Raw genomic sequence first — 26,689 nt, forward strand, 5'->3', positions numbered from 1 at the left:
GATCTTTCGCGCCGCCCCTACCCCTGTTGACCTGCCTGGTTATGTTTGCTGCGTTACTTCACATCACGCCGCGCCCGCGCGGATGCACGCGACACGCGCCGCCGACCCCTGCCGCACTTCCGGCAGCGGCACGTCCTGCGCGCACGCGTCGATCGCGACCGGGCAGCGCGTGCGAAACGCGCAGCCCGACGGCGGGTTGAGCGGCGAGGGCATCTCGCCCGCCAGCAGCATCGGACGGCGAGCACGCTCGCGCGCCGGCTCCGGCGTCGGCGCCGCATCGAGCAGCGCCTTCGTGTACGGGTGCTGCGGCACGCCGTACACGTCATGCCGCGTGCCGAACTCCATCACGCGGCCGAGATACATCACGAGCACGCGCTGGCTGATCGCCTTGACCACCGCCAGATCGTGCGCGACAAACAGATAGGACAACGACAGGTCGCGCTGCAGGTCGCGCAGCAGGTTCACGATCTGCGCCTGGATCGACACGTCGAGCGCCGATACCGGTTCGTCGCAGATCACGAGCTTCGGCTCGCCGATCAGCGCGCGTGCGATACCGACGCGCTGGCACTGCCCGCCGGAAAATTCATGGGGATAACGCAACAGGTGATGCGCGTTCAGGCCGACGCGTTCGAGCATCGCGATCACGCGTCGACGCACTTCGGTACGACCGAGGCCGGCCTGGTGCGTGACGAGCGGCTCGGCGACGACCTGTTCGATCGTCATGCGCGGATCGAGCGACGCGAGCGGATCCTGGAAGATCATCTGCACTTCGCGCCGCATCGCGGACCCGCGCAGGTAATCGGGCGCAACGGCCTGGCCGCGCCATTTCACGGCGCCGGCCGTCATCGGCACGAGGCCGATCAGCGCGCGCGCGAGCGTCGACTTCCCGCAGCCCGATTCGCCGACGAGCCCGACCGTCTCGCCGCGCTTGACGTCCAGCGACACGCCGTCGACCGCGCGCAGCGTGCCCTTCGGCGACCACGGATAGCCGCCGAGCGGCACGCGGAAATGTACCTTCAGATTCTCGACGGACAGCAGCGTGTCGTCCGTCGCGCCGGCATTGCGGCGTTCATCGACGCTCATCGCAGACCTCCCGTCAGATCGGCCACGGGGCGGTGGCACGCGCGCACCGCGCCCACGGCGCCATAGGTTTCGAGCGCAGGGCGCGCGGCGCTGCAGCGTTCTTCCGCATACGTGCAGCGCTTCGCGAATGCGCAGCCGGCCGGCGCGGTGCCGGGCATCGGCGGATTGCCGGGAATCGCGACGAGCGGCGCGTCGTCCGCGTCGGTCAGGCGCGGCAGCGCGTTGAGCAGGCCGATCGTGTACGGATGCGACGGCGCCGCGAAGATCGATTCGGCCGGTGCGTATTCGACGGTGCGGCCCGCATACATGACCATCACGTCGTCCGCGAGGCCGGCGACCACGCCCATGTCGTGCGTGATCAGCACGATCGCGGTACCGCGCTCGCGGTTCAGCTCGCGCAGCAGGTCGATGATCTGTGCCTGCACGGTCACGTCGAGCGCGGTGGTCGGCTCGTCGGCGATCAGGATTTCCGGTTCGGACAGCAGCGCCATCGCAATCATCACGCGCTGGCGCATGCCGCCGGAGAACTCGTGCGGATACATGCGGATGCGCCGCGCCGCGTCGGGAATGCGCACCGATTCGAGCGCCTCGATCGCGCGCTTGATCGCTTCCTTGCGCGACAGCTTGCGATGCAGCTGCAGCGTTTCGGTCATCTGCCGCTCGATCGTCAGGAACGGATTGAGCGACGTCATCGGATCCTGGAAGATCATCGCGATCCGGTCGCCGCGCACCGCGTTCAGCGCGCGCGTATCCATCTCGAGCAGGTTGTTGCCGCGGTAGCGCGCGGCGCCGGTCGTCGCGCCGTTGCCCGCCAGCAGGCCGAGCAGCGCCATCACCGTCTGGCTCTTGCCCGAGCCCGATTCGCCGACGATGCCGAGCGTCTTGCCGGCTTCGAGCGAGAACGACACGCCGTTCACGGCGTCGATCGGCGGCGCGTCGTTGCGCGTGAAGCGCACGCCGAGGTTGTCGACTTCTAGTAGTGATGCCATTTCAGCGATCCTTCGGGTCGAGCGCGTCACGCAGGCCGTCGCCGACGAAATTCACGCAGTAGAGCGTCACGCACAGCATGACGGCCGGGGCCAGCAGCAGCCACGGCATCGATTCCAGTTTCTGCGCGCCGTCCTGGATCAGCACGCCCCAGCTCGTCATCGGTTCCTGCACGCCGAGGCCGAGGAACGACAGCACCGACTCGGTCAGCACGATGTTCGGCACCGAGACCGTTGCGTACACGACGACCACGCCGAGCAGGTTCGGCACGATGTGGCGCAGCACGATCGACGCCGGCGACACGCCGATCGCGCGCGCCGCGTCGACGAACTCGCGGTTGCGCAGCGACAGCGTCTGGCCGCGCACGACACGCGCCATGTCGATCCACGAGAACGCGCTGATGGTCAGCACGACGAGCATGAACGAGCGGCCGAACAGGGTCATCATCAGGATCGCGATCAGCAGGTACGGGATCGCGTACATCATGTCGACGATGCGCATCATCACGGAGTCGACGCGGCCGCCCGCGAAGCCCGCGGTCGCGCCCCACGCGACGCCGAACAGGCCCGACACGAGCGTGCCGAGCACGCCGACCTCGATCGACACGCGCCCGCCGATCAGCGTGCGCACGAGCAGGTCGCGGCCGAGCTCGTCGGTGCCGAACCAGTGCTGGTTCGCCCAGGTCGGCGGCAGGCTGATCGAGCCCCAGTCGCTCGCGGCGGGATCGGCCGCGAGCAGCCACGGGCCGACGAAACACGTGAGCGTGATCAGCGCGAGCAGTACGAGGCTGAACAGGGCCGCGCGGTTGCGCAGGAAGCGTGCGAACGCAAGCGCGAGCGGCGAGCGCGAACGCGGCGGCGAGTCGGTCTGCACGGGCAGGCCGACGACGGGAGTAGTCGGAGTCATCGCTGTGCCTCGCTCAATAACGGATGCGCGGATCGAGCCACGCGTACGCGAGGTCGACCAGCAGGTTGAACAGCACCGCGCAGACGGTCGTCAGCACGACGAGGCCGAGCACCAGCGTGTAGTCGCGGTTGATCGCGCCGTTCACGACGAGCTGCCCGAGCCCCGGCAGCGCGAACACCGATTCGGTGACGACAGCCGCCGTGATCGACGAGATGCAGACCGTGCCGAACAGCGACACGACCGGCATCAGCGCGGGCTTCAGCGCGTGGCGCAGCACGATCGTCGAGCCCGGCAGGCCCTTCGCGCGCGCGGTGCGGATGTAGTTGCTCGACAGCGTCTCGATCATCGAGCCGCGCATCACGCGCGCGAGCAGCGACACGTTGATGAGGGTCAGCAGCACGATCGGCAGCAGCCGGTACTGCCAGCTGCCATCGCCCCAGCCGCCGGCGGGCAGCCAGCCGTTGCCGGCCGACGTCTTCAGCAGGATCGCGAAGATCCAGACGAGCACGGGGCCGAGCACGAACGGCGGGATGACGTTGCCGAAGTTGCCGATCAGCATCACGAAGCGGTCGATGAAGCTGTCGCGGCGCACGGCCGCGACGGTGCCGAGCAGCACGCCGAGCACGATCGCGATCGGGATCGACACGCCGCCCACGCCGAGGCTCACGGGCAGCGCCTTCTTCACGAGATCGTTCACGGACCAGTCGACGTAGCGGAACGACGGACCGAGATCGCCCTGCAGCAGCGCACCGAGATACATCAGGTACTGCTTCCACAGCGGCTGGTCGAGGTGGTACTTCGCGTTCAGGTTCGCGAGCGTGGCCGCGGACAGCTGCTTCTCCGTGTCGAACGGGCCGCCGGGCGTGAAATGCAGCAGCAGGTAGCAGACGGTGATGACCGCGAGGATCGTCGGCACCGCCCACAACGTGCGCCTCAAGGCGTAGGCCAGCATGATTGCTCCGCTCAGTGCTTGATCAGGTACATGTCCTGCGAAGCACGCATGTCGATCACGTTCTTCAGCGAGTAGCCGCCCACATAGGGCTTCACGAGACGGTCGGCCGAGTACTGGAACAGCGGCACCATCGGCGTGTCGTTCATCGCCGTGTCGTGCGCCTGCGTGAGCAGCGCGGCGCGCGCCTTGTCGTCGAGCTTCTCGTTGCCGTCCTCGACGAACGTGTCGACCTGCTTGTTGCAGTAGCCGACGGTGTTCTGCGAGCTGCCGCAGCGGATCAGGTCGAAGAAGGTCATCGCGTCGTTGTAGTCGGCGAACCAGCCGTCGCGCGCGATCTGCACCTTGCCGTCATGCCGCTCCTTCATCAGCACCTTGAACTCGACGTTCTCGAGCTTCGTGTTGATGCCGAGCTTCGTGCGCCATTCCGACGCGGTGAACAGCGCGACCTTCTTGTGCAGGTCGTTGGTGTTGTACGTGAGCGTGAACGACAGCGGCTTCGCATCCGAGTAGCCGGCCTGCTTCAGCAGGTTCTTCGCGGTGTCGATGCGCTTGGCCATCGGCCACGACGCCCATTCCGGCGTGAACGGCTGCACGCCCTTCGTGCCGTTCGGCATCAGGCCGTACATCGGCTTCTCGCCAGCCTGCGTGAGCTTCGACGTCAACACGTCGCGATCGATCACCATCGACAGCGCCTGGCGCACGCGCTTGTCCTTCAGCGCCGCGTCGCTGTTGTTCAGGTAGTAGTAGTAGGTCGCGAGCTGCAGGCCCGGGCGCAGTTCGCCGCCGAACTGCTTGCTGACCTGCTGGAAGATGCCCGACGGGATCGAGTAGCTGTAGTCGATCTGGCCGGCCTGGTACATGCGCATCGCGGTCTCGTCGCTTTCGATCGGCAGGTACGTGACCTTGTTGATCACGACCTTCGGCGCGTTCCAGTACTTCGCGTCCTTCGACACGACGATGCGGTTGTTCGGCTGCCAGTCGACGAGCTGGTACGCACCGTTGCTGACGATGTTGCCCGGGCGCGTCCATGCATCGCCGAACTTCGCGACGACGTCCTTGTTCACCGGCACGAGCGGCGCCATCGCGGTCAGTTCGGGGAAGAACGCGACGGGCACGTCGGTCGTCACCTCGAGCGTGTACGGATCGACGGCGCGCACGCCGAGCGTCGACGGCGCGGCCTTGCCCGCGATGATGTCCTTCGAGTTCTTCACGAACTCGACGAGGATCGTGTACTTCGAGCCCGTCTTCGGATCGGCGAGGCGCTGCCACGAATAGACGAAATCGGCGGCCGTCACCGGCTGGCCGTTGCTCCACTTCGCGTCGCGGCGAAGCTTGAAGATCCACGTCTGCGGCGTCTTGCGCTCCCACGACAGCGCGACGCCCGGCACGACCTGGCCGGCCGCGTCGATGCGGGCGAGCCCTTCGAACAGATCGAGGCCGATCGTGTTGCCGGTCCACGATTCGATGTGCGCCGGGTCGAGCGACTCGACTTCGGCGGGCACCTGTCGCGTCAGGTCCTGTTGAGGAGCGAGCGCGACGTTCGACGGAACGTTCACGGCGTGGACGGCGGGCGTCGTCAGGGCGAGCGCGGCCAGCACGGCCGACATGGCATGCAAGGATTTCATCGTGGCAGTCTTGAAAAGGTTTGTTCGGTGAGCGGCGCGCGGCGGATGCCGCGGATTACGCCCGAGACGCTGACGGGTGCAGCGATTGAGGAGGCCCGTGGTTCTCGTATTGCATATTAGTATTCCTTACATTTCTTTCGACAGGTATCCCGTCTTGGAAACGAAGGAATACCTATGCGTTAGAACAGCCGCGGTGTACCGACCCAGACCACCACCGACTCGACCTTCGCGGTGTTGACCCAGCTGTGCGGGACCGTCGACTGATAGTGCGAACTGTCGCCGGCCTGCAGAACGAACGTCTTGCCTTCCAGCGTCAGCGACACTTCCCCTTCAATCACATACAGGAACTCTTCCCCTGCATGTGTCGTCACCTCCGAGCGTTTCTGCCCCGGCGGCATCCTCACGAGGATCGCCTCCAGCTGGCGCCCTTCGGATACGTTCGTCAGCCTCGCGAACAGGTTCGCCGAATCGGCAAACCCGAAGAAGCGCAACTGCTCGCCTCGGCAGACCGAGCGTTCCTCGCTCGGCGTATCCACAAAGTACTGCACCGTCACACCGAGCGCGTGCGCGATACCGGCCAGCGACGTCAGCGACGGCGACGCGAGCCCGCGCTCGACTTGAGACAGAAACGGCTTCGAAATCCCCGCGGCAGTAGCGGTGTCGTCGAGCGTGCGCTTCAGACGTTGGCGCAGCGCGCGAATCTTGCTGCCCAGCGCGACAGCGTCTGCTGACCGCGAGTTTTCAGTGGGGGGAACCATAGCAGGCCGAAAAGTGATCGTCAAAAAATGTTTGATGGAAAGTAACTAAGTTAAATCGAGATAGCTTAATCTTCAGGTTCGCACATGTCTTCGGCGCTGAGCCCGGTGCACTAAACAGCGGACGAAGCAAGCGAAACGACGCGCTATCTTGCCAGACTCACCGGCTTCACAGGCAAGCTGCAAGCGGCTCTCCGGGAATCTGCGGAGAGCCGGCACAGAAATTTTCAAATAGATGACGAGACAAATATTCCTGAAAGCTGCTGCCACATCGGGAGTTTCCCTAGGTGGCGCATACCTGACGCACCGGACCGGCGAACGTTACCATTCGCGCGCCGGTCGGGGTCATTCCCCGCCTCATCGGGCGGCGTCCGACCCCGGCCCGGGCTGACCCGCCCGGCTGTTCCATCGCCAGCACGAGACCTACCCGGCCTGTTGTGCACAGGCGCCAGTTCGACCCCAAGACGACGCGTGATCCGTGCCGTCCGTTTCAACCGAGATTGATGATGCATTCACCTGTTTCACAAACCCGATCGTTCACGACGGTCTTCCTCATCGAAATGTGGGAGCGCTTCGGCTACTACGGCATGGCCGCGCTCCTGGTCCTCTTCATGGTCGACCGGCTCGGCTTCACCGACAGCCATGCGAACCTGACCTGGGGGGCGTTCACCGCGCTCGTCTATGCGGCGCCGTCGATCGGCGGCTGGATCGGCGACAAGGTGCTCGGCGCCCGCCGCACGATGATCATCGGCGCGTCCGTGCTGTGCGCCGGCTACCTGATGCTCGCGGTACCGAACGATCACCTGACGTACATGTACGCGTCGCTCGGCGTGATCGTCGTCGGCAACGGCCTGTTCAAGGCCAACGCGGCGAACCTCGTGCGCCGCATCTATGAAGGCGACGACGCGCGCATCGACAGCGCGTTCACGATCTACTACATGGCGGTCAACATCGGCTCGACGGTGTCGATGCTCGCGACGCCGTGGATCAAGGATCACTGGGGCTGGCACACCGCGTTCGCGGTCTGCTGCGGCGGCATGCTGCTCGCGATCCTCAACTTCATGCTGATGCATCGCACGCTCGCGCATGTCGGCTCGCAGCCCGACGACGAACCGATCCGCTGGAAGCGCCTCGGCGCGGTCGCCCTGGGCGGCGTCGCGCTCGCGCTGGTCACGCTGTACGTGCTGCAGCACAAGCAGCTCGCGGTCGCCAGCGTGTGGACGGCAGCGTTCGCGATCCTCGCGATCTTCGCGTACATGATCGCGAAGTCGGAGCGCTCGGAGCGCGCGGGCCTGATCGCGGCGCTCGTGCTGATCGGCCAGGTGATCCTGTTCTTCATCTTCTACGTGCAGATGTCGACGTCGCTGACGCTGTTCGCGCTGCGCAACGTCGATCCGCGCTTCATCCTGTTCGGCACGACGCTGTTCACGTGGAGCGCCGCGCAGTTCCAGGCGCTGAACCCGATCTGGATCATGCTGCTGAGCCCGGTGCTCGTGCTGGTCTACAACGGGGTCGCGAAGGGCGGCCGCGACCTGCCGGTCGCCGCGAAGTACGCGCTCGGCTTCGGCGCGGTCGCCGCGGGCTACCTGGTGTTCACGATGAGCGGCCGCTATGCGGTCGACGGTCGCGTGTCGTCGTGGTTCATGGTGTGGGGCTACGGCCTCTACTCGCTCGGCGAACTGCTGGTGAGCGGCCTCGGCCTCGCGATGATCGCCCGCTACGTGCCGGCGCGCATGAGCGGCTTCATGATGGGTGCGTATTTCGTCGCGACGGGCGTGTCGCAGTATCTGGGCAGCGTCGTCGCGAACTTCGCGCAGATGCCGTCGCACGAACTGCCGGCCACCGAATCGCTGCCGCTCTACCTGTCGCTGTTCGAGAAGCTCGGCTGGCTCGCCGCGATCGGCATGGTGCTCGCACTGCTGCTGCTGCCGCTGATGAACCGCCTGTCGCGCCAGCATCAGCGCTGCGCGGAAGAGCGCCGCGAGGAAGCGCTGCAGGCGCAGGCCGCCGCCGCCCAGTAAACCCAGTAAGTACTATCCCTCGGCGTGCTGCGTGCACGCCACATTCTCCCGCCGGTTTCGCGATTGCGTCCTACACTGGTTGCAAGCAGTGCATCCGCCGAGATGCGCACTGGCGGGAGAAGACGATGAAAAGCAAGACCACGAGGATCCTGAGGATACTGTCGGATATCCGGCACGCGCAGCGATGCACCGCGCTGCGCGCCGCACGGGCCGCGGCCGAAGCGGATGCCGTACTCGCGGAACGCGAGAACGACGCGGCATCGGACGAACGCGACGACGCCGAAGCCGACGACGCAACCTCCGTACCCCGCTCCCGTATCAGCTCACCTCACTGACGCCGCGCGGCACATTCCGTGCCGCACGCGCCGCCTTTCGCGCCGCTCACGCGGCCGCACCGCGCCACCGCGCGATCCACGTTCCCGATCCGGCCACGGCCATCATCAGCCCGAGCGCGCACGCGTCGGCCACGAGGCCCACGCCGACATGCCGCAGATCGGCGCTGCGCACCACCGGATGCAGCAGCGAATCGATCACGAGCGAGATTGCCGCGCCCGCGACGAAGCAGACCAGCCCGCGCTGGCCGACCGCGACGACGGGCCGCACGGCCTGCGCGACCCGCGCGATCCAGCCGAAGCGCACGCAATCGGCCATCAGCCACGCAATGGCCGCGAAGCTCACGACGCGCGGCAGCGCGAGATCGCGCTTGAGCACGCCTTCGGGCACCGGCAACCCCGAAAACAGCTTGTAGCTCGCGCAGCCGAGCACGATCGCGAACGCCAGCCCGGTCGCCGCAGCGCCCCACCTGCCGAGCGCGATGCGCCGGTAGAACGGCTGGCAGCGCGCGAGCACGCCGGCGACGAACATCAGTTGCCACGCGAACGGGTTGAAGCTCCAGCGGAATCCGTCGGTGTCCAGCAGCTCCGGGCCGAGCCAGCCCGCCGCGATCCACGACGCGACGCTGAACGCGACGAGCAGCCACGGATGGCGGCGCGCGAACGGCACGAGCACCGGCGACGCGAGCGCGAACAGCACGTACATCGGCAGCACCGACGCGAGATACGGCTGGCGCTGGAACGTCAGCAGTTCGGCGAGGCCCGTGAGCGGCGACGCGAGCATCACGCTGACGTCGTCGAGCGCGAGGTTTGGCGCATCGATCCCGTAGTGGTCGAGCACGGCCGACACGACGAGCATCAGCGTCGACGTCGCGAGAAACGCGCGGTAGATCTGCATCGCGCGACGCACGAACCGCCGCTGCGCGGCGCGCGCACCGTGCCGTTCGGCGATCGCGCCGTACGCGCTCGCGGTCGCGAAGCCGCCGAGAAAGACGAATACCTCGGCCGCATCGCACAGCGCGAACGCGTGCAGCGTCACGCGCGACAGCACGCTCGCGCCGATGTGATCGACGACGATCATCAACAGCACGATCCCGCGGAAGAAATCGACTTCGATCAGGCGGCCGCTGCGCGACGGCTGAACCGTGGCGGAAGGCGGCAGGCTCAACGACATGAGCGCACCTGTGCAACGGCGGCGCGACAGGCGCCGTGGAATGGATCGGAAAGGGGAAGGCGAGCGCGCTCAGCGACGATACGCGTATGCTCGCATCGCGCCAGCCCGGCCGGCCAGGCACGGAGATGACCGTTCATTGAAAAGCTGCATACGAAGGGAAGTCGGTCAGGCCAGTCTAATGGCCGATCCGGGGAGACCCTAAGTAACAAAGTGCAACCGAATCTTCTATTCGATTACAACGGCGAGGCCGGTGGCGCGAAGCGGGCAGCCCCGCCAGATCCACGTCAGCGCGACGCCAGTTTGCGGCCAGCATCGATGCGTTCGACCGCCGCGCGACTGCGTTGCAATGCGCGATGCGCTCCGTGCCGCCGCGCATCGCGATCGACGCTTATCCGCGCGGGGGCAGGCGCCGCATCAGCATCGTGCTGTGCCACGCGGTCAGCGCGACGGCGGCCCAGATCGGTCCGTACGTCGCGAGCTTCGCGACGCTCAGCGTCTCGCCGAGCAGCAGCAGCGACACCGCGACGAGCAGCACCGGCTCGACGTAGCAGAGAATCCCGAACAGCGCCATCGGCAGCATCCGGCTCGCCTTCAGGTAGCTCGCGAGCGCGAGCGTGCTGAGCACGCCGAGCCCCGGCAGCAGCGCGGCCCACAGCACCGGTTGGTTGCCGACGCGCGTCGTGCTCGTCGCGACCATCGCGAACGCGATCGGGCACAGCAGCGCGATCTCGACCGCGAACGCGGCCAGCGAATCGGCGTTGCTCCGCCGGCGCAGCACGAAATACGGCGGATAGCCGAGCGCGACGACAAGCGTCGGCCATGCGAACGCGCGCGTCGCCCACACTTCGTGCACGACGCCGAGCGCGGCGCACGCGACCGCCGCCCATTGCAGCGGATCGAGGCGTTCGTGATAGTAGAAGCGGCCGACGAGCACCATCGTCAGCGGCAGCAGGAAATAGCCGAGCGACACTTCGAGCATGCGGCCGTGCAACGGCGCCCACAGGAACAGCCACAGCTGCACGCCGAGCAGCGCCGCGCTCACCGGCAGCGCGATCAGCAAGCGCCAGTCGCGCACGCTGCGCCGGACGAGTTCGACGAGCGCCGGCCAGCGGCCGCGCAGCGCGATCAGCGCGAGCGCGCCCGGCGCGGTCCACAATATGCGCCACGCGAAGATGTCGAGCCCCGTGAGCGGCGCGAGCAGTTTCGCGTAAGCCGACATCAGCGCGAACAGCGTCGACGCCATCACCGACAGCGTGAGCCCGCGCCCGGCTTCCGGATACCCCGTCATGATCGTTCCGCGCCGCTTACTGCTGCTGGAAGCGCTCGAAGCGCCTTTCGGTCAGGCGTTCCTCGAACGTCACCTCGGTCACGCGCGCGGCCGGCGGCCCGTGACGCAGCCACGCGAGCATCCGGTCGATCTGCGCGCCGGGGCCCTGGATCATCGCTTCGACGCTGCCGTCCTCGAGATTCGCGACCCAGCCGCGCAGCTTCAGCGCATGCGCTTCACGCACCGTCGCATGACGAAAGCCGACGCCCTGCACGACGCCGCGCACCCGCACGTAGTAGGTCTCGATCCGTTCGTCCAGTTCATTGCGGCTCATCGCGTCGCCCTCCCGTTGCATTCAAGCCCGGCATTGTAGTCGCGTCGGCCGCTTCGCACACGCGCCGGGCAGGCAGCGCGCCGCCGGAGCAACGCGGCCCGACGGGCGCGCCGGCCTTGCGTCGCCGCGCGCGCCGACCACGTACAATCTCGCCGACGCTCAACCGCCGCGCCGCCCGCGCGCGGCCCTGAAGGAAACGCATGACTGAACCCTCCCGCGATCTTGTTCTCGTCACCGGCGCGTCCGGTTTCGTCGGCTCGGCCGTCGCGCGCATCGCGCAGCAGAAAGGCTATGCGGTGCGCGTGCTGGTGCGCCCGACCAGCCCGCGCACGAACGTCGCGGATCTCGACGCCGAGATCGTCACCGGCGACATGCGCGACGAGGCGTCGATGCGCGCCGCGCTGCGCGGCGTGCGCTACCTGCTGCACGTGGCGGCCGACTACCGGCTGTGGGCGCCCGATCCGGACGAGATCGAGCGCGCGAACCTCGAAGGCGCGGTCGCGACGATGCGCGCGGCGCGCGCGGAAGGCGTCGAGCGGATCGTCTACACCAGCAGCGTCGCGACGCTGAAGGTGACGAGCGCCGGCGATCCGTCCGACGAGAACCGGCCGCTCACGCCCGAGCAGGCGATCGGCGTGTACAAGCGCAGCAAGGTGCTCGCGGAACGTGCGGTCGAACGGATGATCGCCGACGAAGGGCTGCCGGCCGTGATCGTCAATCCGTCGACGCCGATCGGCCCGCGCGACGTGAAGCCGACGCCGACCGGCCGCATCATCGTCGAGGCCGCGCTCGGCAAGATTCCCGCGTTCGTCGACACGGGGCTGAACCTCGTGCACGTCGACGACGTCGCGCACGGCCACTTCCTCGCGCTCGAGCGCGGCCGGATCGGCGAGCGCTACATCCTCGGCGGCGAGAACCTGCCGCTGCAGCAGATGCTCGCCGACATCGCGCAGATGACGGGCCGCAAGGCGCCGACGATCGCGCTGCCGCGCTGGCCGCTCTACCCGCTCGCGATCGGCGCCGAAGCGGTCGCGAAGTTCACGAAGAAGGAGCCGTTCGTCACCGTGGACGGGCTGCGGATGTCGAAGAACAAGATGTATTTCACGTCCGCGAAAGCCGAGCGCGAGCTCGGCTACCGCGCGCGTCCGTACCGCGAAGGGCTGCGCGACGCGCTCGACTGGTTCGGCTCGGCGGGCTACCTGAAATAACACAAGGCGGAGCGCATCGTGTCGCTTCGCGCACTTTGTTACACGTCGCGCGCGGACCGGTACCGGCGCAGCGGGTAAAATCGCGGGTCTTACGCAGAGAAGACACGCATGAACCTGAACGATCAGATCGCGTCGCTCGCCACGGGCGTCGATCAGCTCCTCCACGATCACCACGCCGCGCAGCAGGCGGCACGCAGCGCGGAAGCCTTCGCGCGCGCCGCGGCAGCGGAAGCCCGGGCCGCGGCAGAGCGTCACGCCGCCGCGGAAACCGAAGCGCAGGCCGCCGCGCAGCGCCACACGGCGGCAGCCGCCGACGCCGAGGCCGCGCAGCAGCGCCACGCCGACGCGACCGCCGCCGCCGAAACCGCCGCCCGGCGTCATACGGATGCCGCCACGCAAGCCGAGGCCGCCGTGCAGCGCCACGCGGAAGCCACCGCACTGACCGAAGCGCTCGCGCAACGTCACGCGGATGCCGAAGCCGCCTCGCAGCGCCACGCAGCTGCGATCGCCGAAGCCGAGGCCGCCGCGCAGCGTCATCACGCCGCCGCGACCGAAGCGGATGCGGCCGCCCAGCGCTACGCGGCCGCGACCGTCGAAGCCGAAGCCGCCGCGAAGCGTCATGCGGAAGCGACCGCCGAGGCCGAAGCGCTCGCGCAGCGTCACACGCAGGCGATCGCCGACACGCAGGCCGCCGCGCAGCGTCATGCCGACGCAACCGCCGAGGCCGAAGCCGTCACGCAGCGCCACGCCGAAGCGATCGCGCAGGCCGAAGCCGCTGCGCAGCGCCACGCCGACGCAACCGCCGAGGCCGAAGCCGTCACGCAGCGCCATACCGAAGCGATCGCCCAGGCCGAAGCGGCCGCGCAGCACCACGCGAAGGCCATCGCCGACGCCGAGGCGCTGGTCGAGGCCGTCGTCAAGGAAGCCGCAACGACCGCGGTTGCGACCACGTCCGTTGCGGCCGTTGCCGCCGAAGTCGTGGAGCCGGCGCCGGCGGCGGAACCGGCCGTAGACGCATCCGCGCCGGCTGCGGCCGATACAGCGACCGACGCCGCAACCGCGCTCGTCCCGACGGCGCAAGTCGAAACGGCTGTTGAAACCGACACCACCACCGCCCCGGCCCCCGCCGACAAATCGACGCTGCACGTGTCGCGCCCGTCTCAGAACGAACTCACGCTGGCCATCAACGGCGAATCGATCACGCTGAATCCGGAGCAACTGGGCCAGTTGATCGAGGAACTCGCGCATGCGCGCGCGTCGATGCAGCCGGAGCCGCCGTCCGGCATCCCGGCCGGCTGGCGTTTCGTGACGACGAAGAACCCGATGATGGCCGTGCAGAAGCAGTCGAACGGCGACCGCCTGCTGGTCGCCCGCCATACGGGCTACGGCTGGGTGCCGTTCACGTTCTCGCCCGACGTGGTGGTCCAGATGTACATGATGCTGACCCAGCGGTAATGACCCGGCGGTAGGCACCCGCAAACGGCACCGCCGAAAACGAAACAGCCCGACCGGTTCGCACCGATCGGGCTGTTTGCTTTCCGAAGCCCGGAGAAACGGCCGGCCTGCGCCGGCCTCGCTCAGCGATCCACCGGCGCCTGCACGCGCGCCTTCCACTGGCCGCCCTTGCCGCGCCAGTAGCGCCACGCGGACGCGAACGTCGCGCCGACGTAGAACAGCGCGACGAGCGGCAGCGCGGGCGCCCACAGCGGCGAGCGCCGGTAGTAGCGCAGCATCGGCGCATACGCGGCGCACATCGACGCCCACGCAAGCCATGCCGGCCATGCGCGCGCGCCGTACGCGAGCGCCGCGACGGGCGGCACCAGGTAGATGATCGCCATCCCGAGCAGCGTGCCGGCCAGCAGCAGCGGCGAATAGTGCAGCTGCGTGAACGCGGTGCGCGCGATCATGTTCCAGATGTCGCGCCAGCTGTCGTACGGGCGCAGCGACACGCTGCGGTCGGCCAGGTCGAGCCGGATCGGATGGCGGCCGCTGCCGCGGTGCTTGATCTGCGCGGCGAGGCTGCAGTCGTCGATCAGCGCGCCGCGGATCGACTCGATGCCGCCCGCTTCCTCGAGCGCCGTGCGCTTCACGAGCATGCAGCCGCCCGCGGCGCCGGCCGTCCGGTTGCGCGGGTTGTTGATCCACGAGAACGGGTACAGCTTCGCGAAGAAGAACACGAACGCCGGGATCAGCGCCTTTTCCCAGAACGAATCGCAGCGCAGCCGCACCATCAGCGACACGAGATCGCGGCTCTCGGCCTGTGCGCGCGTGACGAGCTGCGCGACGGCATCGGGCGGATGGCCGATGTCGGCATCCGTCAGCAGCAGGTAGTCGGCGGGCAGGCCGAGCGTGCGCACCGCGGCGATCCCCTGCGACTGCGCCCACACCTTGCCCGACCAGCCGGCCGGCAGCGGCTTCGCGGCCAGCACCGTCAGCCGGTCGGCGCGGTTGATCGCGAGCGCGGCCGCGCGGGCCGCGTCGGCGGTGCCGTCGTCGCTGTGGTCGTCGACAATGATCAGATGAAAATCGCCCGGGTAATCCTGCTCGAGCAGCGAAGTCGCCGCGCGGGCGATCACGTCGGCCTCGTTGCGCGCCGGCACGACCGCGACGACGGCCGGCCAGCCGGCCTCGGCCGCCGCGCCGCGGGCCTCGGGCGGCAGCGGCCGCGCGGGCACCGCGCGCCAGAAACCGCCGCGCGCGACGAGCAGCACGATCCAGATCATCAGCGACAGACCGGACACCAGGAATGCGAGCACCAGCATCATCGGCGCGCCCCCTGCCGGGCGCCGGCATGGTCGATATTAATAGGGGTCAGGAACAAAACACCCGAAACCGCGCGGGCGGACGGGCAATACGCGTAAGAATCGACGGTCATCGAATGGCCTTGAAATGAGCGCGACGCCGGGCAGCCGGAGCGGCTGCCCGCGAAACCGCGTAGTTTACTGGGTTCCGCGCGCGCCAGCGCCGACGCGGCTCTCCCGCAATTGCAACAGGCCGACACGGCACCAGAGCAAGGACGGCCCGATAGGGTTAAAATGCGCGATTAATTCGGGGTTCCGGGGCCTGGCCTGGCCGGTTCGTTCCTGCCTTCATAACATCAAGCCGGGGCGAGCGAGCAGTGCCAGCTCCTCGAACCCCGGCGTCTGTCGTCGGAGTTCGCTCACTTATGCGAGTCATCCTTGCCCAGCCCCGCGGCTTTTGTGCGGGGGTTGTCCGTGCGATCGAGATCGTCGATCGCGCGCTGCAACAGCACGGCGCGCCGGTTTATGTGCGTCATGAAATCGTTCATAACCGGCATGTCGTCGAAAACCTGCGTAACAAAGGGGCACGATTCGTTGAGGAACTCGACGAGGTGCCGCACGGCGCTGTCGCGATCTTCAGCGCGCACGGTGTCGCCCAGACGGTCGAGCGCGACGCTGAAACGCGCGGGCTCGACGTGCTCGACGCGACCTGTCCGCTCGTCACGAAGGTGCACGTGCAGGGCCGCCAGTATGTCGCGGCGGGCCGCCGGCTGATCCTGATCGGCCACGCGGGCCACCCGGAAGTCGAGGGTACGATCGGCCAGATTCCGGCCGAGGTGATCCTCGTGCAAAGCGAAGCCGAAGTCGCTACGCTGACGCTGCCCGTCGATACGCCGGTCGCGTACATCACGCAGACCACGCTGTCGGTCGACGATACGCGCGGCATCATCGAAGCGCTGCAGCGCCGGTTCACCGACCTGGTCGGCCCGGACACGCGTGACATCTGCTACGCGACGCAGAATCGCCAGGCCGCCGTGCGCGAGCTGAGCGAACAGGTTGACGTGCTGCTCGTCGTCGGCGCGACGAACAGCTCGAACTCGAACCGCCTGCGCGAGATCGGCACCGAAAGCGGTGTGCCGAGCTATCTCGTCGCCGACGGCTCGGAAGTGAAGGCCGAATGGTTCGCGGGCGTGCAGACGGTCGGCCTGACCGCCGGCGCGTCGGCGCCCGAAGAGATGGTCGAGGATGTAATTGGCGCGCTGCGCGCACTGGGGCCCGTCGACGTCGCGACGATGGCGGGCCGTGAAGAAAAAGTCGAATTCAAGCTGCCGGCGAAGCTCACGCAAGCTGTCGCCCGCGAAGTTTAAGGAGGACATCCCTTGTCTATTCCGCTGCTCCAGCAAGTCCGTGTCGGCGCATACATCGTGCGCCAGCACCTGTCCGGCAACAAACGCTATCCGCTCGCGCTGATGCTTGAGCCGCTGTTCCGCTGCAACCTCGCGTGCAACGGCTGCGGCAAGATCGATTATCCGGATCCGATCCTGAACCAGCGCCTGTCCGTCGAGGAATGCCTGCAGGCCGTCGACGAGTGCGGCGCGCCCGTCGTGTCGATCGCCGGCGGCGAACCGCTGCTCCACAAGGAGATGCCGGAAATCGTCAAGGGCATCATGAAGCGCAAGAAATTCGTGTACCTGTGCACGAACGCGCTGCTGATGGAAAAGAAGATGGACGACTACGAGCCGAGCCCGTATTTCGTCTGGTCGGTCCACCTCGACGGCGACCAGCAGGCGCACGATCACTCGGTGTCGCAGGAAGGCGTGTACGACAAGGCCGTCGCGGCGATCAAGGAAGCGAAGCGCCGCGGCTTCCGCGTGAACATCAACTGCACGCTGTTCAACGATGCGGTGCCGGAGCGCGTCGCGAAGTTCTTCGACACGCTGGGGCCGATCGGCGTCGACGGCATCACGGTGTCGCCGGGCTACGCGTACGAACGCGCGCCGGACCAGCAGCACTTCCTGAACCGCGACAAGACGAAGAACCTGTTCCGCGAGATCCTGAAGCGCGGCGAAGGCGGCAAGCGCTGGTCGTTCAGCCAGTCGTCGCTGTTCCTCGACTTCCTGGCCGGCAACCAGACGTACAAGTGCACGCCGTGGGGCAACCCGGCGCGTACGGTGTTCGGCTGGCAGAAGCCGTGCTACCTGGTCGGCGAAGGTTACGTGAAGACCTTCAAGGAACTGATGGAAACGACGGAGTGGGACAACTACGGCGTCGGCAACTACGAGAAGTGCGCGGACTGCATGGTCCACTGCGGCTTCGAGGCAACGGCCGTGATGGACACGATCTCGCACCCGCTGAAGGCGCTGAAAGTGAGCCGGAAGGGCATCAAGACCGACGGTCCGTTCGCGCCGGACATCTCGATCGCGAAGCAGCGTCCGGCCGAGTACGTGTTCTCGCGCCACGTCGAGATCAAGCTCGAGGAAATCCAGCGCGCGGGCAAGGGCAAGCTGCAAAAGCCGGCGAAGCCGGCAACGGCCGCTTAAGCGCGTTTCGCCACGCGGGGGCCATGCCTCCGCGCGGGCACGCATGAATGAAGCGCCACGGAGTTCGCTCCGTGGCGCTTTTGTTTTGGCGGACGGCGTGCGGCTCGGGGCGCTGCCGTGCACGCATGCGGGTGCGAACGCCGATTGATGCGGGGAATCATCTCAGCTTCGCGACTCCGCCGCGGCGATCAACTGCCATGCGGTCGGGCCCGGATCGAGCAACGGATCGGACGGCGGATCGAGATCGTGTTGATGCATTTCGTCGGATGGCAGCATCTGCGACTTCGCGATGCCGATCTCGTCGCCGCATACGGTGCATCGATAGATGCCCGCGACCGTCACTTCACTGCCCGGCGGCAGGTTCTCGCTGAATGCGCGGCCGCTTCCGCACGTGAAGTAGCCGCCGATCCTGTATTGCGCCATCGCTCCTCCTGACCGAACGCGTCCGGGCTCCAGTCATGACATTAGACGGCGAGAGTCGGCTCCGGGGAATGGGACGCGTATGAAACACGGCCCGGGGCCGGTCGCGTTCCGGCCATTCAATGCAGCACGGCCGGCGCCCGCATCTTCGCCGCCGCCTGTGCGACCAGCGCCGGCTGTTCAGCGGAGGCGAACGCACAGACATGACGCCACAGCTCGGCCAGCCGATGTCGCGTGAGCGTCGCGACGCAAGCGTCGTTTGCAGCGAGCACGCGTTCGAGCACCGCGCATTCGTCGTCGTGCAACGTCCATGCGCCGCTTTGCGCGGCGCGCGCCACGCTCGCGTCGAGCACGCGCTCCGCGTCGACGCACAGGTCGATGCTCGCGTCGGGAGACACCGCATCGTCGAGCGCGAGGAACACCAGATACACACTCGTGCGCAGCCGCAACAGCAACGTTTCGCTGCCGTGCTCGCCACGCAGCGCGACGAGCGCCATGTGGCATTTCAGCGAGATGTCCCGCACATGCGCGGGCGGCAGCGGCAGCAGCCATTCGCGGGTCAACGGCGGGTGGCGACGGCCTTTTCGGGCAGCCTTCATGATTCGCCCTCGCTCGCAGACGCATCGTCCACCGCGCACGCCGGCCGCGCCGTGCGGCACGCGACGGCGCCGCGGCCCGCGCCGCGCAGGTTGTTCGCCCGGCGCCGCACGCCGTGCACATCGGCCCGCCGCCGCGTCGCGCACGCTTGCGGCGGCCTGCTTAGCGCCGACGCGCGCAACGCGTCGGGCAATCGGTTGGGGCGTGCCATGCTCGTCTCCCGCATCAGAACGTGTTCTCGCCCTTCAGGTAGTACGCGGTCTTCACGAAGAACGCCTTCACCGGATGGCCGCCCTGCGCGTCGCGCGCGGCACGCGCTTCCATCGCGGCCCGCTCTTCGCGCGACCGGTCCGGCACCGGATTCCGCACCCGTTCGAGCGCACGCTGCATCGCGAGCGGATAGTTCTGGTTGCCGGCCGTCGTCGCGCGATAGCCGGCGCGCGTCATCTGCATCAGTTGCGCGTCGGTTTCGGCGCGTGCCGCCGACCAGCTCAGGCGCGCGGCATTCGGCGGCCAGTCGGCGCCGGCCGATTGCGCAAAGCTGACGGCGGGCAGCGCAACGAGTGCGCACGAAAGAACGGCAACGGGAACGAGGGATCTCATGGTGGCCTCCAGATGGTTGTCCCCGCATCGATCATGATCGTCGATGCGTTGAAACCATCGTATGTCGCGCTGCATTCCGGTTGAATAGCCGATTCCGCAATTGATATTTTCGGCTTCGGCATTCGGGGTGCGAGCCGCATCGTTCGCGAATCCCGTCGAAATGGAATTTCTTTATTTCATTCAAATACCTGATCGCATTTTTGCCGGCGATCCGTAGCGGCGCGCACACCGCTTTTTCAATTTCCGAAATGACGTGTTGCCGGTGCGATTCCGGCCGGCACAAGTGCCGGCAAGGCTTCCGGCGTGATATCGCGCGTGCGGATACCTCACGCCCGATTTCGTCGGAGCAAACGATTCCTGATATAGGACAAATCGTCGGCTTCTGATTGCCGGATTGCGACACGACGCATGCGGCAAGGACGCGCGATAATCATGCATCGGCCGTTTCGCACGGCGCCTCACGCATTCCTCTTTTTTATCGAGTCCTTCCATGACTGCCCTCGACCCCACCGCCATCGACAGTTGGCACGCACACGTCTATTTCGATGCGGCCAGCCGCGACGCGGCCTGGGCGTTTCGCCAGATCGTCGACGAGCGGTTCGGCACGGTCATCGAACTCGGCCGCTTTCACGAACGCCTCGTCGGCCCGCATCCGGCATGGTCGTACCAGATCGCGTTCGACGCCGCGCGATTCGACGACATCGTGCCGTGGCTCGTGCTGAACCACGGCGCGCTGGATATCTTCCTGCATCCGAATACGAGCGACGAACTGCGCGACCATCGCGATTGCGCGGTGTGGATCGGGAAGTCGCATGTGCTGAATCTCGACGCGCTGGCCGGATAAGGGCCGGCAAGGAGCGGTTTGCGGCGATGGTGAGGCTGCCGCCGCTCGCGATCACTCGATGTCGTTCGCGCGCTCGATACCGGCCAGCCGTTCGAGATTCGCGTTCACGCGACCGAGCAACGACGCAAGCTGCTCGCGCTCCGCGTCGCTCAACCCGGCGAGCGCCTGCTCGCTCGCACCGTCCATCACGGCCCGCCCCTTCGCGAGCCCCTTCACCGCCGAGTCGGTCAGCGAGATCAGCCGGCTGCGCCTGTCGTCCGGATCAGGCACCCTCAGCACGAGACCGTCGCGCTCCATCCGGTTCAGCAACTGCGCCATGCTCGGCTGCTCAACCTGCGCGCGCCGCGCAAGCTCCGTCTGCGACAGTGCGCCCGCCTTCTTCAACGACACCAGCACCGGCACCTGGCTCATCGCGAACCCAAGGTCGCGCAACGGCCGATCGACCACGCGCGCGAACAGCCGGTAAGTGAAGCCGATCAGCGGCATCGGATTCGTCTTCGTCTCAGGAGCGCTCATGTTGACATTCCATAGGTGGCTATGATTTTATATAGGCACCTATGTTACCAGACCTTGAGCGCACCATGAAGCCAGGCTTCCGCATTGCCATCGTCGGGGGCGGGCCGGGCGGCCTCACGCTCGCCCGCCTGCTGACCCTCGGCGGAATCGACGCGATCGTGTACGAACGCGACGCCGACCCGCTCGAACGCCCGCAGGGCGGCACGTTGGACCTGCACGAGGAGTCGGGCCTGCTGGCGCTCGCGCAGGCCGGCCTGACCGATGCGTTCCTGGCCGTCGCGCGCTACGAGGATCAGGGCTCGCGCCTGCTCGATCGAGCGGGCCGCGTGCTATTCGATGACGACGGCGCCGGCGGCAACCGGCCCGAGGTCGACCGCACCGCATTGCGCGCGCTGCTGCTCGACGCGTTGCCGCCGGATTGCGTGCAATGGGGCCGCACGGTGCGCGAAGTCCGCATGCAGCCCGACGGGCGCGCGATGCTGGTGTTCGAGCACGGGACGGAAGGTCCGTTCGATCTCGTGGTCGGCGCCGACGGCGCGTGGTCGCGGGTCCGTCCGCTGCTGTCGCTGTATCAGCCGCAGTACAGCGGCCTCATGTTCATCGAATTCGGCATCGACGACATCGATCGGCAACATCCGGCGCTGTCGCGCCTCGTCGGCCGCGGCAAGATCCGCGTACACGGGAACGGCAAGGCGATCATCGCGCAACGCAACGGGCACGCGCACGTGCGCGGCCATGCGATCTTTCGCGTACCGCTCGACTGGGTCGCGCGGCGTTTCGACTTCGCGGCGCCGGATGCGATGCGCGCCGCGCTGGTCGCCGAATTCGACGGCTTCGCCGACGCATTCCACGATCTGTTCCGTGCCAGCGGCGACCGGTTCGCCGAGCGGCCGATCTTCGCGCTGCCGGTCGGGCATTGCTGGGCGCATCGCCGCGGCGTCACGCTGATCGGCGACGCCGCGCATGTGATGTCGCCGTTCGGCGGCGAAGGCGTGAACAACGCGATGCGCGACGCGGCCGAACTCGCGGCCGGCCTCATCGCCGATGTCGACCGCGACGCAGCCGTTGCGGCGTTCGAGCAGCACATGTTCGCGCGCGTGACCGAATCGGCGCGGGAAGCCGCCGATGCCGCCGCGACGCAGCTTTCGCACGACGCCGAAGCGCTGACCCTCGCGCGGTATCGCGACCTGCACGCGGCCTGAGCGGCGCACGCCCGGCGCATCGGCATCCACGTTTCGGGCCGACGTGAAACGTCTCGCGGCATCGCGCCTCTACAGTGGGCGCCGTGATCAACACTTCCGGGAGCCCGCCATGACACACGCCGACGCCGACGCCGATGCCCGGCGCATCCATGAAAACTGGCACGCGGCCGTCGTCGCCCGCGACCTCGATGCGCTGATGGCGCTGTATGCGGACGACGCGGTGCTCGAAACGCCGCTCGTCGTCGTCACGCTGCCCGCGCACGGCTCGGGCGTGCTGCACGGCAAGGCCGCGATCGGCGAATTCTTCGCGGCCGGCCTGCGCAATCCGGGCAACCGGCTCGGGCGCTGGTACAGGACCGGGCTGTTCTTCTCGAACGGCCGGCAGCTCACTTGGGAATATCCGCGCGCAACGCCGGAAGGCGACCAGGTCGATCTCGTCGAGGTGATGGACCTGCGCGACGGGCTGATCGCGCATCATCGCGTGTACTGGGGATGGGTCGGATTCATGGCGCTGCGGGCCGCCACGCCGGCACCCGACCGCGCATGACGGCCGCCACGCCGAACCGGGCCGCTGCCCGCCGCGTGCTCGCCGCGACCTGCGTGAGCTACACGCTCGTGCTGCTCGACGCGTCCATCGTCAACGTCGCGCTCACCGACATCGCGCACACGTTCGGCAGCCACGTAGCCGGCCTGCAGTGGATAGTGAACGCTTACACGCTCGCGTTCGCGAGCCTGCTGATGACGGGCGGCACGCTCGGAGACCGGCTCGGCGACCGCACCGTCTACGTCGCGGGGCTGGCGGTATTCGTCGCCGCGTCAGCGCTGTGCGGCATCGCGCCGAACCTCCCGGCGCTCGCCATCGCCCGTGCGTTGCAAGGCGTCGGCAGCGCGATGCTGGTGCCCTGCTCGCTCGCGCTGATCAACCGTGCATTCCCCGAGCCGGCCGCGCGCGCGTCGGCGATCAGCCTGTGGATGGGCTGCGGCGGCATCGCGATGGCGTCGGGCCCGCTGATCGGCGGCCTGCTGATCGATCTGTTCGGATGGCGCAGCCTCTTCTTCGTGAACCTGCCGCTCGGGCTCGCCGGCGTCTGGCTCGGCCGCACGGTCGCGCGCGCCACCGTCGACACCTCGCGGCATTTCGATTGGGGCGGCCAGGCGGCGGCCGTCGTCGCGATCGCGGCGCTGATCGGCACGCTGATCGAAGGCCCGTCGCTCGGCTGGCGCTCTGCGCCGATCGTCATCGGCGCGACGGTGAGCCTCGTTGCATGGATCGCGTTCATCGCGATCGAAGCGCGGCGCCGCGAACCGATGCTGCCGCTCGCGTTCTTCCGCAACCGGCTGTTCGCGGCGTCGACGTTCGTGTCGATGGCGTCGGCGTTCGTATTCTATGGCTTGCTGTTCGTGCTCAGCCTGTTCTATCGGCAGATCCGCGGCGCGAGCCCGCTCGACACGGGGCTCGCGTTCCTGCCGATGACCGCGATGGTCGCGCTCGGCGGGCTGTGCTCGGGACGGCTGGTGGCGCGCTTCGGTGCGCGCGGCACGATGTGCGCGGCGTTTGGACTCTATGCGGCCGGCGCGGTCGGCATGACGGGCATCGGTGCGGCGACGCCCGCGTGGCTCGCCGTCGCGCCGATGCTCGCGATCGGCTTCGCATCGGGATTCATCTCGCCGGCCGCGACATCGCCGGCGCTCGGGACGGTCGACCGGCACCGCGCCGGCGTGGCAGCGGCCGCGCTGAACGCGGCGCGGCAGAGTGGGTCGGCGCTCGGTGTGGCGATCTTCGGCGCGTGCATCGCGACGCTGCAGCCGTTTCCGGCCGCGATGCGGGTGGCGCTGGGCATCGCGACCGGATTGTCGGCACTTGCCGCGGCGACATGGTGGATCACGGCGCGGCCGGCACCGGCAACCGGCGACCCGGCCGCGCATCTGCGGACCGCCACGCGTCGCTAGCAAACGCGTCGGCAGACGCACCCGTCGCGCGTCGTCACCGGCTCAACGCCGCATTCCGCTCACGCGACATACATCGCGACACTGACGAACTGGCACAGGCTGCCGGCCAGCACGAAAAGGTGCCAGATACCGTGCCCGTGGCGGATGCGTTCGTCGTTGATGAAGAAGTAGATCCCCACGCTGTAGATGACGCCGCCGGCCACGAGCCATGCGGTGCCCACCGGCGGCAGCGCATGGATCAGCGGACGCACCGCGACGAGCGCCAGCCAGCCCATCAGCACATACAGGATCATCGACAGCATGCGCGTGCGCCGCCCGAGCGTCAGCTCCTGCACGATGCCCAGCACGGCCAGCCCCCAGCTCACGCCGAACAGCGACCAGCCCCACGGGCCGCGCAGCGTGACGAGGGTGAATGGCGTGTAGCTGCCGGCAATCAGCAGGTAGATCGCCGAATGGTCGCACTTCTGCAGAATGGCTTTCAGGCGCGGGTTGCGCACGCTGTGGTACAGCGTCGAAATCGCGTAGAGCAGGATCAGCATCGCGCCGTACACGCTGAAGCTCACCACCTTGTACGGGTCGCCTTCGAGCGCGCCCATCGTCACGAGCGCCACGAGGCCAGCCACCGACAGCACCGCGCCGATGAGGTGGGAAATGCTGTTGAAACGCTCACCGACATGCACGACGTGTTCTCCTGCGCGGGTCCATCGGGAAAAAAGAACTCCATGATACCGGCGGCCGGATTTTGCCGTGCTGCGCGCGGGCAAGCGGCGACGCGAGCGCCGCGCGTTGCGCGCCGCGGGCCTGCCAGATAAAAAGCGCCATGACTTCCGTCATGGCAGCCGTCAACGCTCGTTGCCTGCCGGCGCTTCCCACTCGGCCACGAGCTTCAGCAGGCCGGGAAAGCGCAAGTCGAGATCTTCCGTGCGCACGCGGCTGCGCCGCTCGAGCCCGTATTGACGCTGGCGCAGCACGCCCGCGTCGCGCAGTGCCTTGAAATGATGGGTAAGCGACGATTTCGGGCGATCGAAGCCGAACCAGCCGCAAGGATGATCGTAAGCTTCGGATTCCAGCATCAGCTTCCGCACGATCGTCAGCCGCAGCGGATCGGCCAGCGCGCCAAGAATGGTTTCGAGGCGAAGCTCGGCGACACCCGGCTCCGGCAGCGGATCGGGCAAATCCGCAGGCACCGGCGCGATGCCGGCCGCACGTTCATGGTTGACTCGTTTCATGGGCACGACTATATCACCCTGTACGAGTTTTTTCGAACTACGCTATAGTTCGAAAAAACTCGTACAAGGAGTACGTTCATGTCCGACACCGCCGTTCCCCAATCACGACGCGCAGCGTCGCGTCGCGTGCCCCGCATGGCACACGCCGCCTGGATGGTCACCGCCGTGTTCATGCTGTCCAATTCGCCGACGCCGCTGTACGTTTCCTGGCAGCGCGCACTCGGTTTCTCGTCCGGCACGCTGACCGTCATCTTCGCGCTCTACATCGCCGGCCTGCTGGGTACGCTGCTCGTCGCCGGCCAGCTTTCGGACCGTTACGGGCGCAAGCCGGTCCTGCTGCCCGGCCTCGTCGCGGCGCTGATCGCGTGCGCGTTGTTCGCGACCGCGTCGTCTGTCGCGATGCTCGCGGTCGCCCGCTTGCTGACGGGCATCGCGGTCGGTGTCATCGTGTCGGCGGGCATGGCGTCGGTGATCGATCTCGCGGGCGCCGAACGGCGCAAGGCCGCGCTGCTCGCGTCGGTGGCCATGGTGTTCGGTGCGGGGCTCGGACCATTGCTCGCCGGGATTGCCGCGCAAAACACCGCGTATCCGGTCGCCCTCGTCTTCGGCGGCGAGTTCGTGATTCTGCTGAGCGCGTTGGCCGTCGCCCTGCGGCTGCCGAGCAACCGGCCCGCGCAGGCGCGAAGCGACGCGCCGCTGCTACATCTGCCGTCAGTACCGGCGCACAACCGGCGCCATGTCGCCAGCGGAATCGCCGTGTTCGGGCCGGGCATCACCGCGACCTCCTTCGTGCTCGCGTTGGGTCCGTCGTTGCTGGCGCGCCTTCTTCACGTCCGCAGCCCGCTGCTCGCGGGCGGGATGGCCTGCGCGATGTTCGTCACCGCCGCCGGGGTCCAGTTCGTCGCGCGGCGCGGATCGACCCGTACGACGTTCGTTGCCGGCACGATCGCCACCATGCTGTCGATGATGATGCTGTGCATCGCCGTGCATGCGTCGTCGGCCGCCGTCCTCGTCGCGGCGGCGCTCTTCGCGGGCGCGGGACAAGGTCTCGGGCAGCTCGGCGGCCTGACCCTGATCGGCCTGCATGTATCGGATGCACGGCGCGCCGAGGCGAACGCCGTCATGAACATCGGCGGCTACCTCCCGGCGGGACTGATGCCCGTGATGACCGGGTACGCGATCGATCGTGTCGGCTTAACGGCAGGCGCGACCGGTTTTGCCGTCGCATTGGCGATGATCGCGCTCGCCGCGGGTGCGGCTGCTGCGCTTGCGCTCCGTCACGACAACGACTGAAGGTCGCGACGGCTGACCACGGCCGCACGCGAGGGCATGCGTTGCACAAGCCCATCGCCTTGCACCAACATGAAAAAGGCGCCATGGCTTGCACGCCATGACGCCTTTTC

General features: G+C 67.7%; 27 protein-coding genes. 11 read left to right on the forward strand and 16 right to left on the reverse strand.

Annotated features, from left to right (window positions below; genetic code table 11):
* Positions 1 to 63 precede the first annotated feature (63 nt).
* The 6 genes from BFF94_RS04140 to BFF94_RS04165 all read right to left on the reverse strand — a co-directional run bounded on the left by BFF94_RS04140 (position 64) and on the right by BFF94_RS04165 (position 6,311).
* Positions 64 to 1,083 carry an ABC transporter ATP-binding protein gene (locus tag BFF94_RS04140; protein ID WP_219139027.1) on the reverse strand — a complete coding sequence of 340 codons (1,020 nt, stop codon included), beginning with the start codon at positions 1,081 to 1,083 and terminating at the stop codon, positions 64 to 66.
* On the reverse strand, positions 1,080 to 2,072 hold the full coding sequence (locus BFF94_RS04145) for an ABC transporter ATP-binding protein (RefSeq protein ID WP_128847850.1): 993 nt from the start codon (positions 2,070 to 2,072) through the stop codon (positions 1,080 to 1,082). Before BFF94_RS04145 ends, BFF94_RS04140 begins: the two co-directional genes overlap by 4 nt.
* 1 nt (position 2,073) lies before the next feature.
* The gene (locus BFF94_RS04150; protein WP_128847853.1) at positions 2,074 to 2,976 is read right to left on the reverse strand and encodes an ABC transporter permease; all 903 of its coding nucleotides are present in this window, start codon (positions 2,974 to 2,976) and stop codon (positions 2,074 to 2,076) included.
* Positions 2,977 to 2,989: 13 nt separating this feature from the next.
* Positions 2,990 to 3,928, reverse strand: coding sequence for an ABC transporter permease subunit (locus BFF94_RS04155; protein WP_128847856.1), 939 nt, complete (start codon positions 3,926 to 3,928; stop codon positions 2,990 to 2,992).
* An 11-nt stretch (positions 3,929 to 3,939) separates the two neighbouring features.
* Positions 3,940 to 5,553 (reverse strand): peptide ABC transporter substrate-binding protein, encoded by a 1,614-nt coding sequence (locus BFF94_RS04160; protein ID WP_128847859.1) that lies wholly within the window; start codon positions 5,551 to 5,553, stop codon positions 3,940 to 3,942.
* Positions 5,554 to 5,732: 179 nt separating this feature from the next.
* On the reverse strand, positions 5,733 to 6,311 hold the full coding sequence (locus BFF94_RS04165) for a cupin domain-containing protein (protein WP_128847861.1): 579 nt from the start codon (positions 6,309 to 6,311) through the stop codon (positions 5,733 to 5,735).
* Positions 6,312 to 6,811: 500 nt separating this feature from the next.
* Between BFF94_RS04165 and BFF94_RS04170 the strand changes: the two genes are divergently transcribed.
* The gene (locus tag BFF94_RS04170; RefSeq protein ID WP_128847864.1) at positions 6,812 to 8,329 is read left to right on the forward strand and encodes a peptide MFS transporter; all 1,518 of its coding nucleotides are present in this window, start codon (positions 6,812 to 6,814) and stop codon (positions 8,327 to 8,329) included.
* Positions 8,330 to 8,454: 125 nt separating this feature from the next.
* Complete coding sequence (locus tag BFF94_RS04175) at positions 8,455 to 8,664, forward strand: hypothetical protein (RefSeq protein ID WP_128847866.1); 210 nt, start codon at positions 8,455 to 8,457, stop codon at positions 8,662 to 8,664.
* A 46-nt stretch (positions 8,665 to 8,710) separates the two neighbouring features.
* On the opposite strand, the gene BFF94_RS04180 is transcribed toward BFF94_RS04175, so the two are convergent.
* The 3 genes from BFF94_RS04180 to BFF94_RS04190 form a co-directional block, all read right to left on the reverse strand.
* Complete coding sequence (locus BFF94_RS04180; RefSeq protein ID WP_128847869.1) at positions 8,711 to 9,835, reverse strand: OpgC domain-containing protein; 1,125 nt, start codon at positions 9,833 to 9,835, stop codon at positions 8,711 to 8,713.
* A gap of 388 nt (positions 9,836 to 10,223) precedes the next feature.
* Positions 10,224 to 11,123, reverse strand: coding sequence for an EamA family transporter RarD (rarD, locus tag BFF94_RS04185; RefSeq protein WP_128847873.1), 900 nt, complete (start codon positions 11,121 to 11,123; stop codon positions 10,224 to 10,226).
* 16 nt (positions 11,124 to 11,139) lie between these two features.
* Entirely contained in the window at positions 11,140 to 11,436 is a 297-nt protein-coding gene (locus tag BFF94_RS04190; RefSeq protein WP_128847875.1) for an acylphosphatase, read from the reverse strand.
* Between the two features lie 200 nt (positions 11,437 to 11,636).
* Here BFF94_RS04190 and hpnA point away from each other — a divergent pair, with 200 nt between their 5' ends.
* Together hpnA and BFF94_RS04200 are read left to right on the forward strand one after the other, a co-directional pair.
* Positions 11,637 to 12,644, forward strand: coding sequence for a hopanoid-associated sugar epimerase (hpnA, locus tag BFF94_RS04195; RefSeq protein WP_128849654.1), 1,008 nt, complete (start codon positions 11,637 to 11,639; stop codon positions 12,642 to 12,644).
* Positions 12,645 to 12,752: 108 nt separating this feature from the next.
* The gene (locus BFF94_RS04200; protein ID WP_219139028.1) at positions 12,753 to 14,099 is read left to right on the forward strand and encodes an RNA-binding protein; all 1,347 of its coding nucleotides are present in this window, start codon (positions 12,753 to 12,755) and stop codon (positions 14,097 to 14,099) included.
* Positions 14,100 to 14,221: 122 nt separating this feature from the next.
* On the opposite strand, the gene BFF94_RS04205 is transcribed toward BFF94_RS04200, so the two are convergent.
* Complete coding sequence (locus BFF94_RS04205) at positions 14,222 to 15,409, reverse strand: glycosyltransferase (RefSeq protein ID WP_219139029.1); 1,188 nt, start codon at positions 15,407 to 15,409, stop codon at positions 14,222 to 14,224.
* 401 nt (positions 15,410 to 15,810) lie between these two features.
* Between BFF94_RS04205 and ispH the strand changes: the two genes are divergently transcribed.
* Together ispH and hpnH are read left to right on the forward strand one after the other, a co-directional pair.
* Positions 15,811 to 16,752 carry a 4-hydroxy-3-methylbut-2-enyl diphosphate reductase gene (gene ispH / locus BFF94_RS04210; RefSeq protein WP_034181594.1) on the forward strand — a complete coding sequence of 314 codons (942 nt, stop codon included), beginning with the start codon at positions 15,811 to 15,813 and terminating at the stop codon, positions 16,750 to 16,752.
* A gap of 12 nt (positions 16,753 to 16,764) precedes the next feature.
* Positions 16,765 to 17,925, forward strand: a complete 1,161-nt coding sequence (hpnH, locus tag BFF94_RS04215; protein WP_128847810.1) for an adenosyl-hopene transferase HpnH — start codon at positions 16,765 to 16,767, stop codon at positions 17,923 to 17,925.
* A gap of 162 nt (positions 17,926 to 18,087) precedes the next feature.
* Here the strand turns inward: hpnH and BFF94_RS04220 are convergent, their stop codons facing one another.
* From BFF94_RS04220 to BFF94_RS04230, 3 genes are all read right to left on the reverse strand, one after another.
* Complete coding sequence (locus BFF94_RS04220) at positions 18,088 to 18,348, reverse strand: hypothetical protein (protein WP_128847807.1); 261 nt, start codon at positions 18,346 to 18,348, stop codon at positions 18,088 to 18,090.
* A gap of 116 nt (positions 18,349 to 18,464) precedes the next feature.
* Positions 18,465 to 18,944 (reverse strand): hypothetical protein, encoded by a 480-nt coding sequence (locus BFF94_RS04225; protein ID WP_128847805.1) that lies wholly within the window; start codon positions 18,942 to 18,944, stop codon positions 18,465 to 18,467.
* 223 nt (positions 18,945 to 19,167) lie between these two features.
* Entirely contained in the window at positions 19,168 to 19,545 is a 378-nt protein-coding gene (locus BFF94_RS04230; protein WP_128841604.1) for a hypothetical protein, read from the reverse strand.
* Between the two features lie 490 nt (positions 19,546 to 20,035).
* Here BFF94_RS04230 and BFF94_RS04235 point away from each other — a divergent pair, with 490 nt between their 5' ends.
* Positions 20,036 to 20,389, forward strand: a complete 354-nt coding sequence (locus BFF94_RS04235) for a DOPA 4,5-dioxygenase family protein (RefSeq protein WP_128841605.1) — start codon at positions 20,036 to 20,038, stop codon at positions 20,387 to 20,389.
* Positions 20,390 to 20,440: 51 nt separating this feature from the next.
* Here BFF94_RS04235 and BFF94_RS04240 read toward each other — a convergent pair whose 3' ends face one another.
* Complete coding sequence (locus BFF94_RS04240; RefSeq protein WP_201260350.1) at positions 20,441 to 20,905, reverse strand: MarR family winged helix-turn-helix transcriptional regulator; 465 nt, start codon at positions 20,903 to 20,905, stop codon at positions 20,441 to 20,443.
* 65 nt (positions 20,906 to 20,970) lie between these two features.
* On the opposite strand from BFF94_RS04240, the gene BFF94_RS04245 reads away from it, so the two are divergent.
* The 3 genes from BFF94_RS04245 to BFF94_RS04255 all read left to right on the forward strand — a co-directional run bounded on the left by BFF94_RS04245 (position 20,971) and on the right by BFF94_RS04255 (position 24,057).
* Complete coding sequence (locus BFF94_RS04245; protein ID WP_128841606.1) at positions 20,971 to 22,107, forward strand: FAD-dependent oxidoreductase; 1,137 nt, start codon at positions 20,971 to 20,973, stop codon at positions 22,105 to 22,107.
* A gap of 109 nt (positions 22,108 to 22,216) precedes the next feature.
* Positions 22,217 to 22,654, forward strand: a complete 438-nt coding sequence (locus BFF94_RS04250; protein WP_128841607.1) for a nuclear transport factor 2 family protein — start codon at positions 22,217 to 22,219, stop codon at positions 22,652 to 22,654.
* The gene (locus tag BFF94_RS04255; protein WP_219139030.1) at positions 22,651 to 24,057 is read left to right on the forward strand and encodes an MFS transporter; all 1,407 of its coding nucleotides are present in this window, start codon (positions 22,651 to 22,653) and stop codon (positions 24,055 to 24,057) included. Before BFF94_RS04250 ends, BFF94_RS04255 begins: the two co-directional genes overlap by 4 nt.
* 59 nt (positions 24,058 to 24,116) lie before the next feature.
* Here the strand turns inward: BFF94_RS04255 and trhA are convergent, their stop codons facing one another.
* Positions 24,117 to 24,737, reverse strand: coding sequence for a PAQR family membrane homeostasis protein TrhA (gene trhA, locus BFF94_RS04260; protein ID WP_128841608.1), 621 nt, complete (start codon positions 24,735 to 24,737; stop codon positions 24,117 to 24,119).
* Positions 24,738 to 24,899: 162 nt separating this feature from the next.
* Positions 24,900 to 25,286: an ArsR/SmtB family transcription factor gene (locus BFF94_RS04265; RefSeq protein WP_128841609.1), complete on the reverse strand. Its 387-nt coding sequence runs from the start codon at positions 25,284 to 25,286 to the stop codon at positions 24,900 to 24,902.
* A 78-nt stretch (positions 25,287 to 25,364) separates the two neighbouring features.
* On the opposite strand from BFF94_RS04265, the gene BFF94_RS04270 reads away from it, so the two are divergent.
* A complete protein-coding gene (locus BFF94_RS04270) occupies positions 25,365 to 26,579 on the forward strand; it encodes an MFS transporter (protein ID WP_372454153.1) in 1,215 nt (404 codons plus the stop codon).
* Positions 26,580 to 26,689: the final 110 nt, after the last annotated feature.

The sequence above is a fragment of the Burkholderia catarinensis genome (assembly GCF_001883705.2).
In the GTDB taxonomy this organism is placed as follows: domain Bacteria; phylum Pseudomonadota; class Gammaproteobacteria; order Burkholderiales; family Burkholderiaceae; genus Burkholderia; species Burkholderia catarinensis.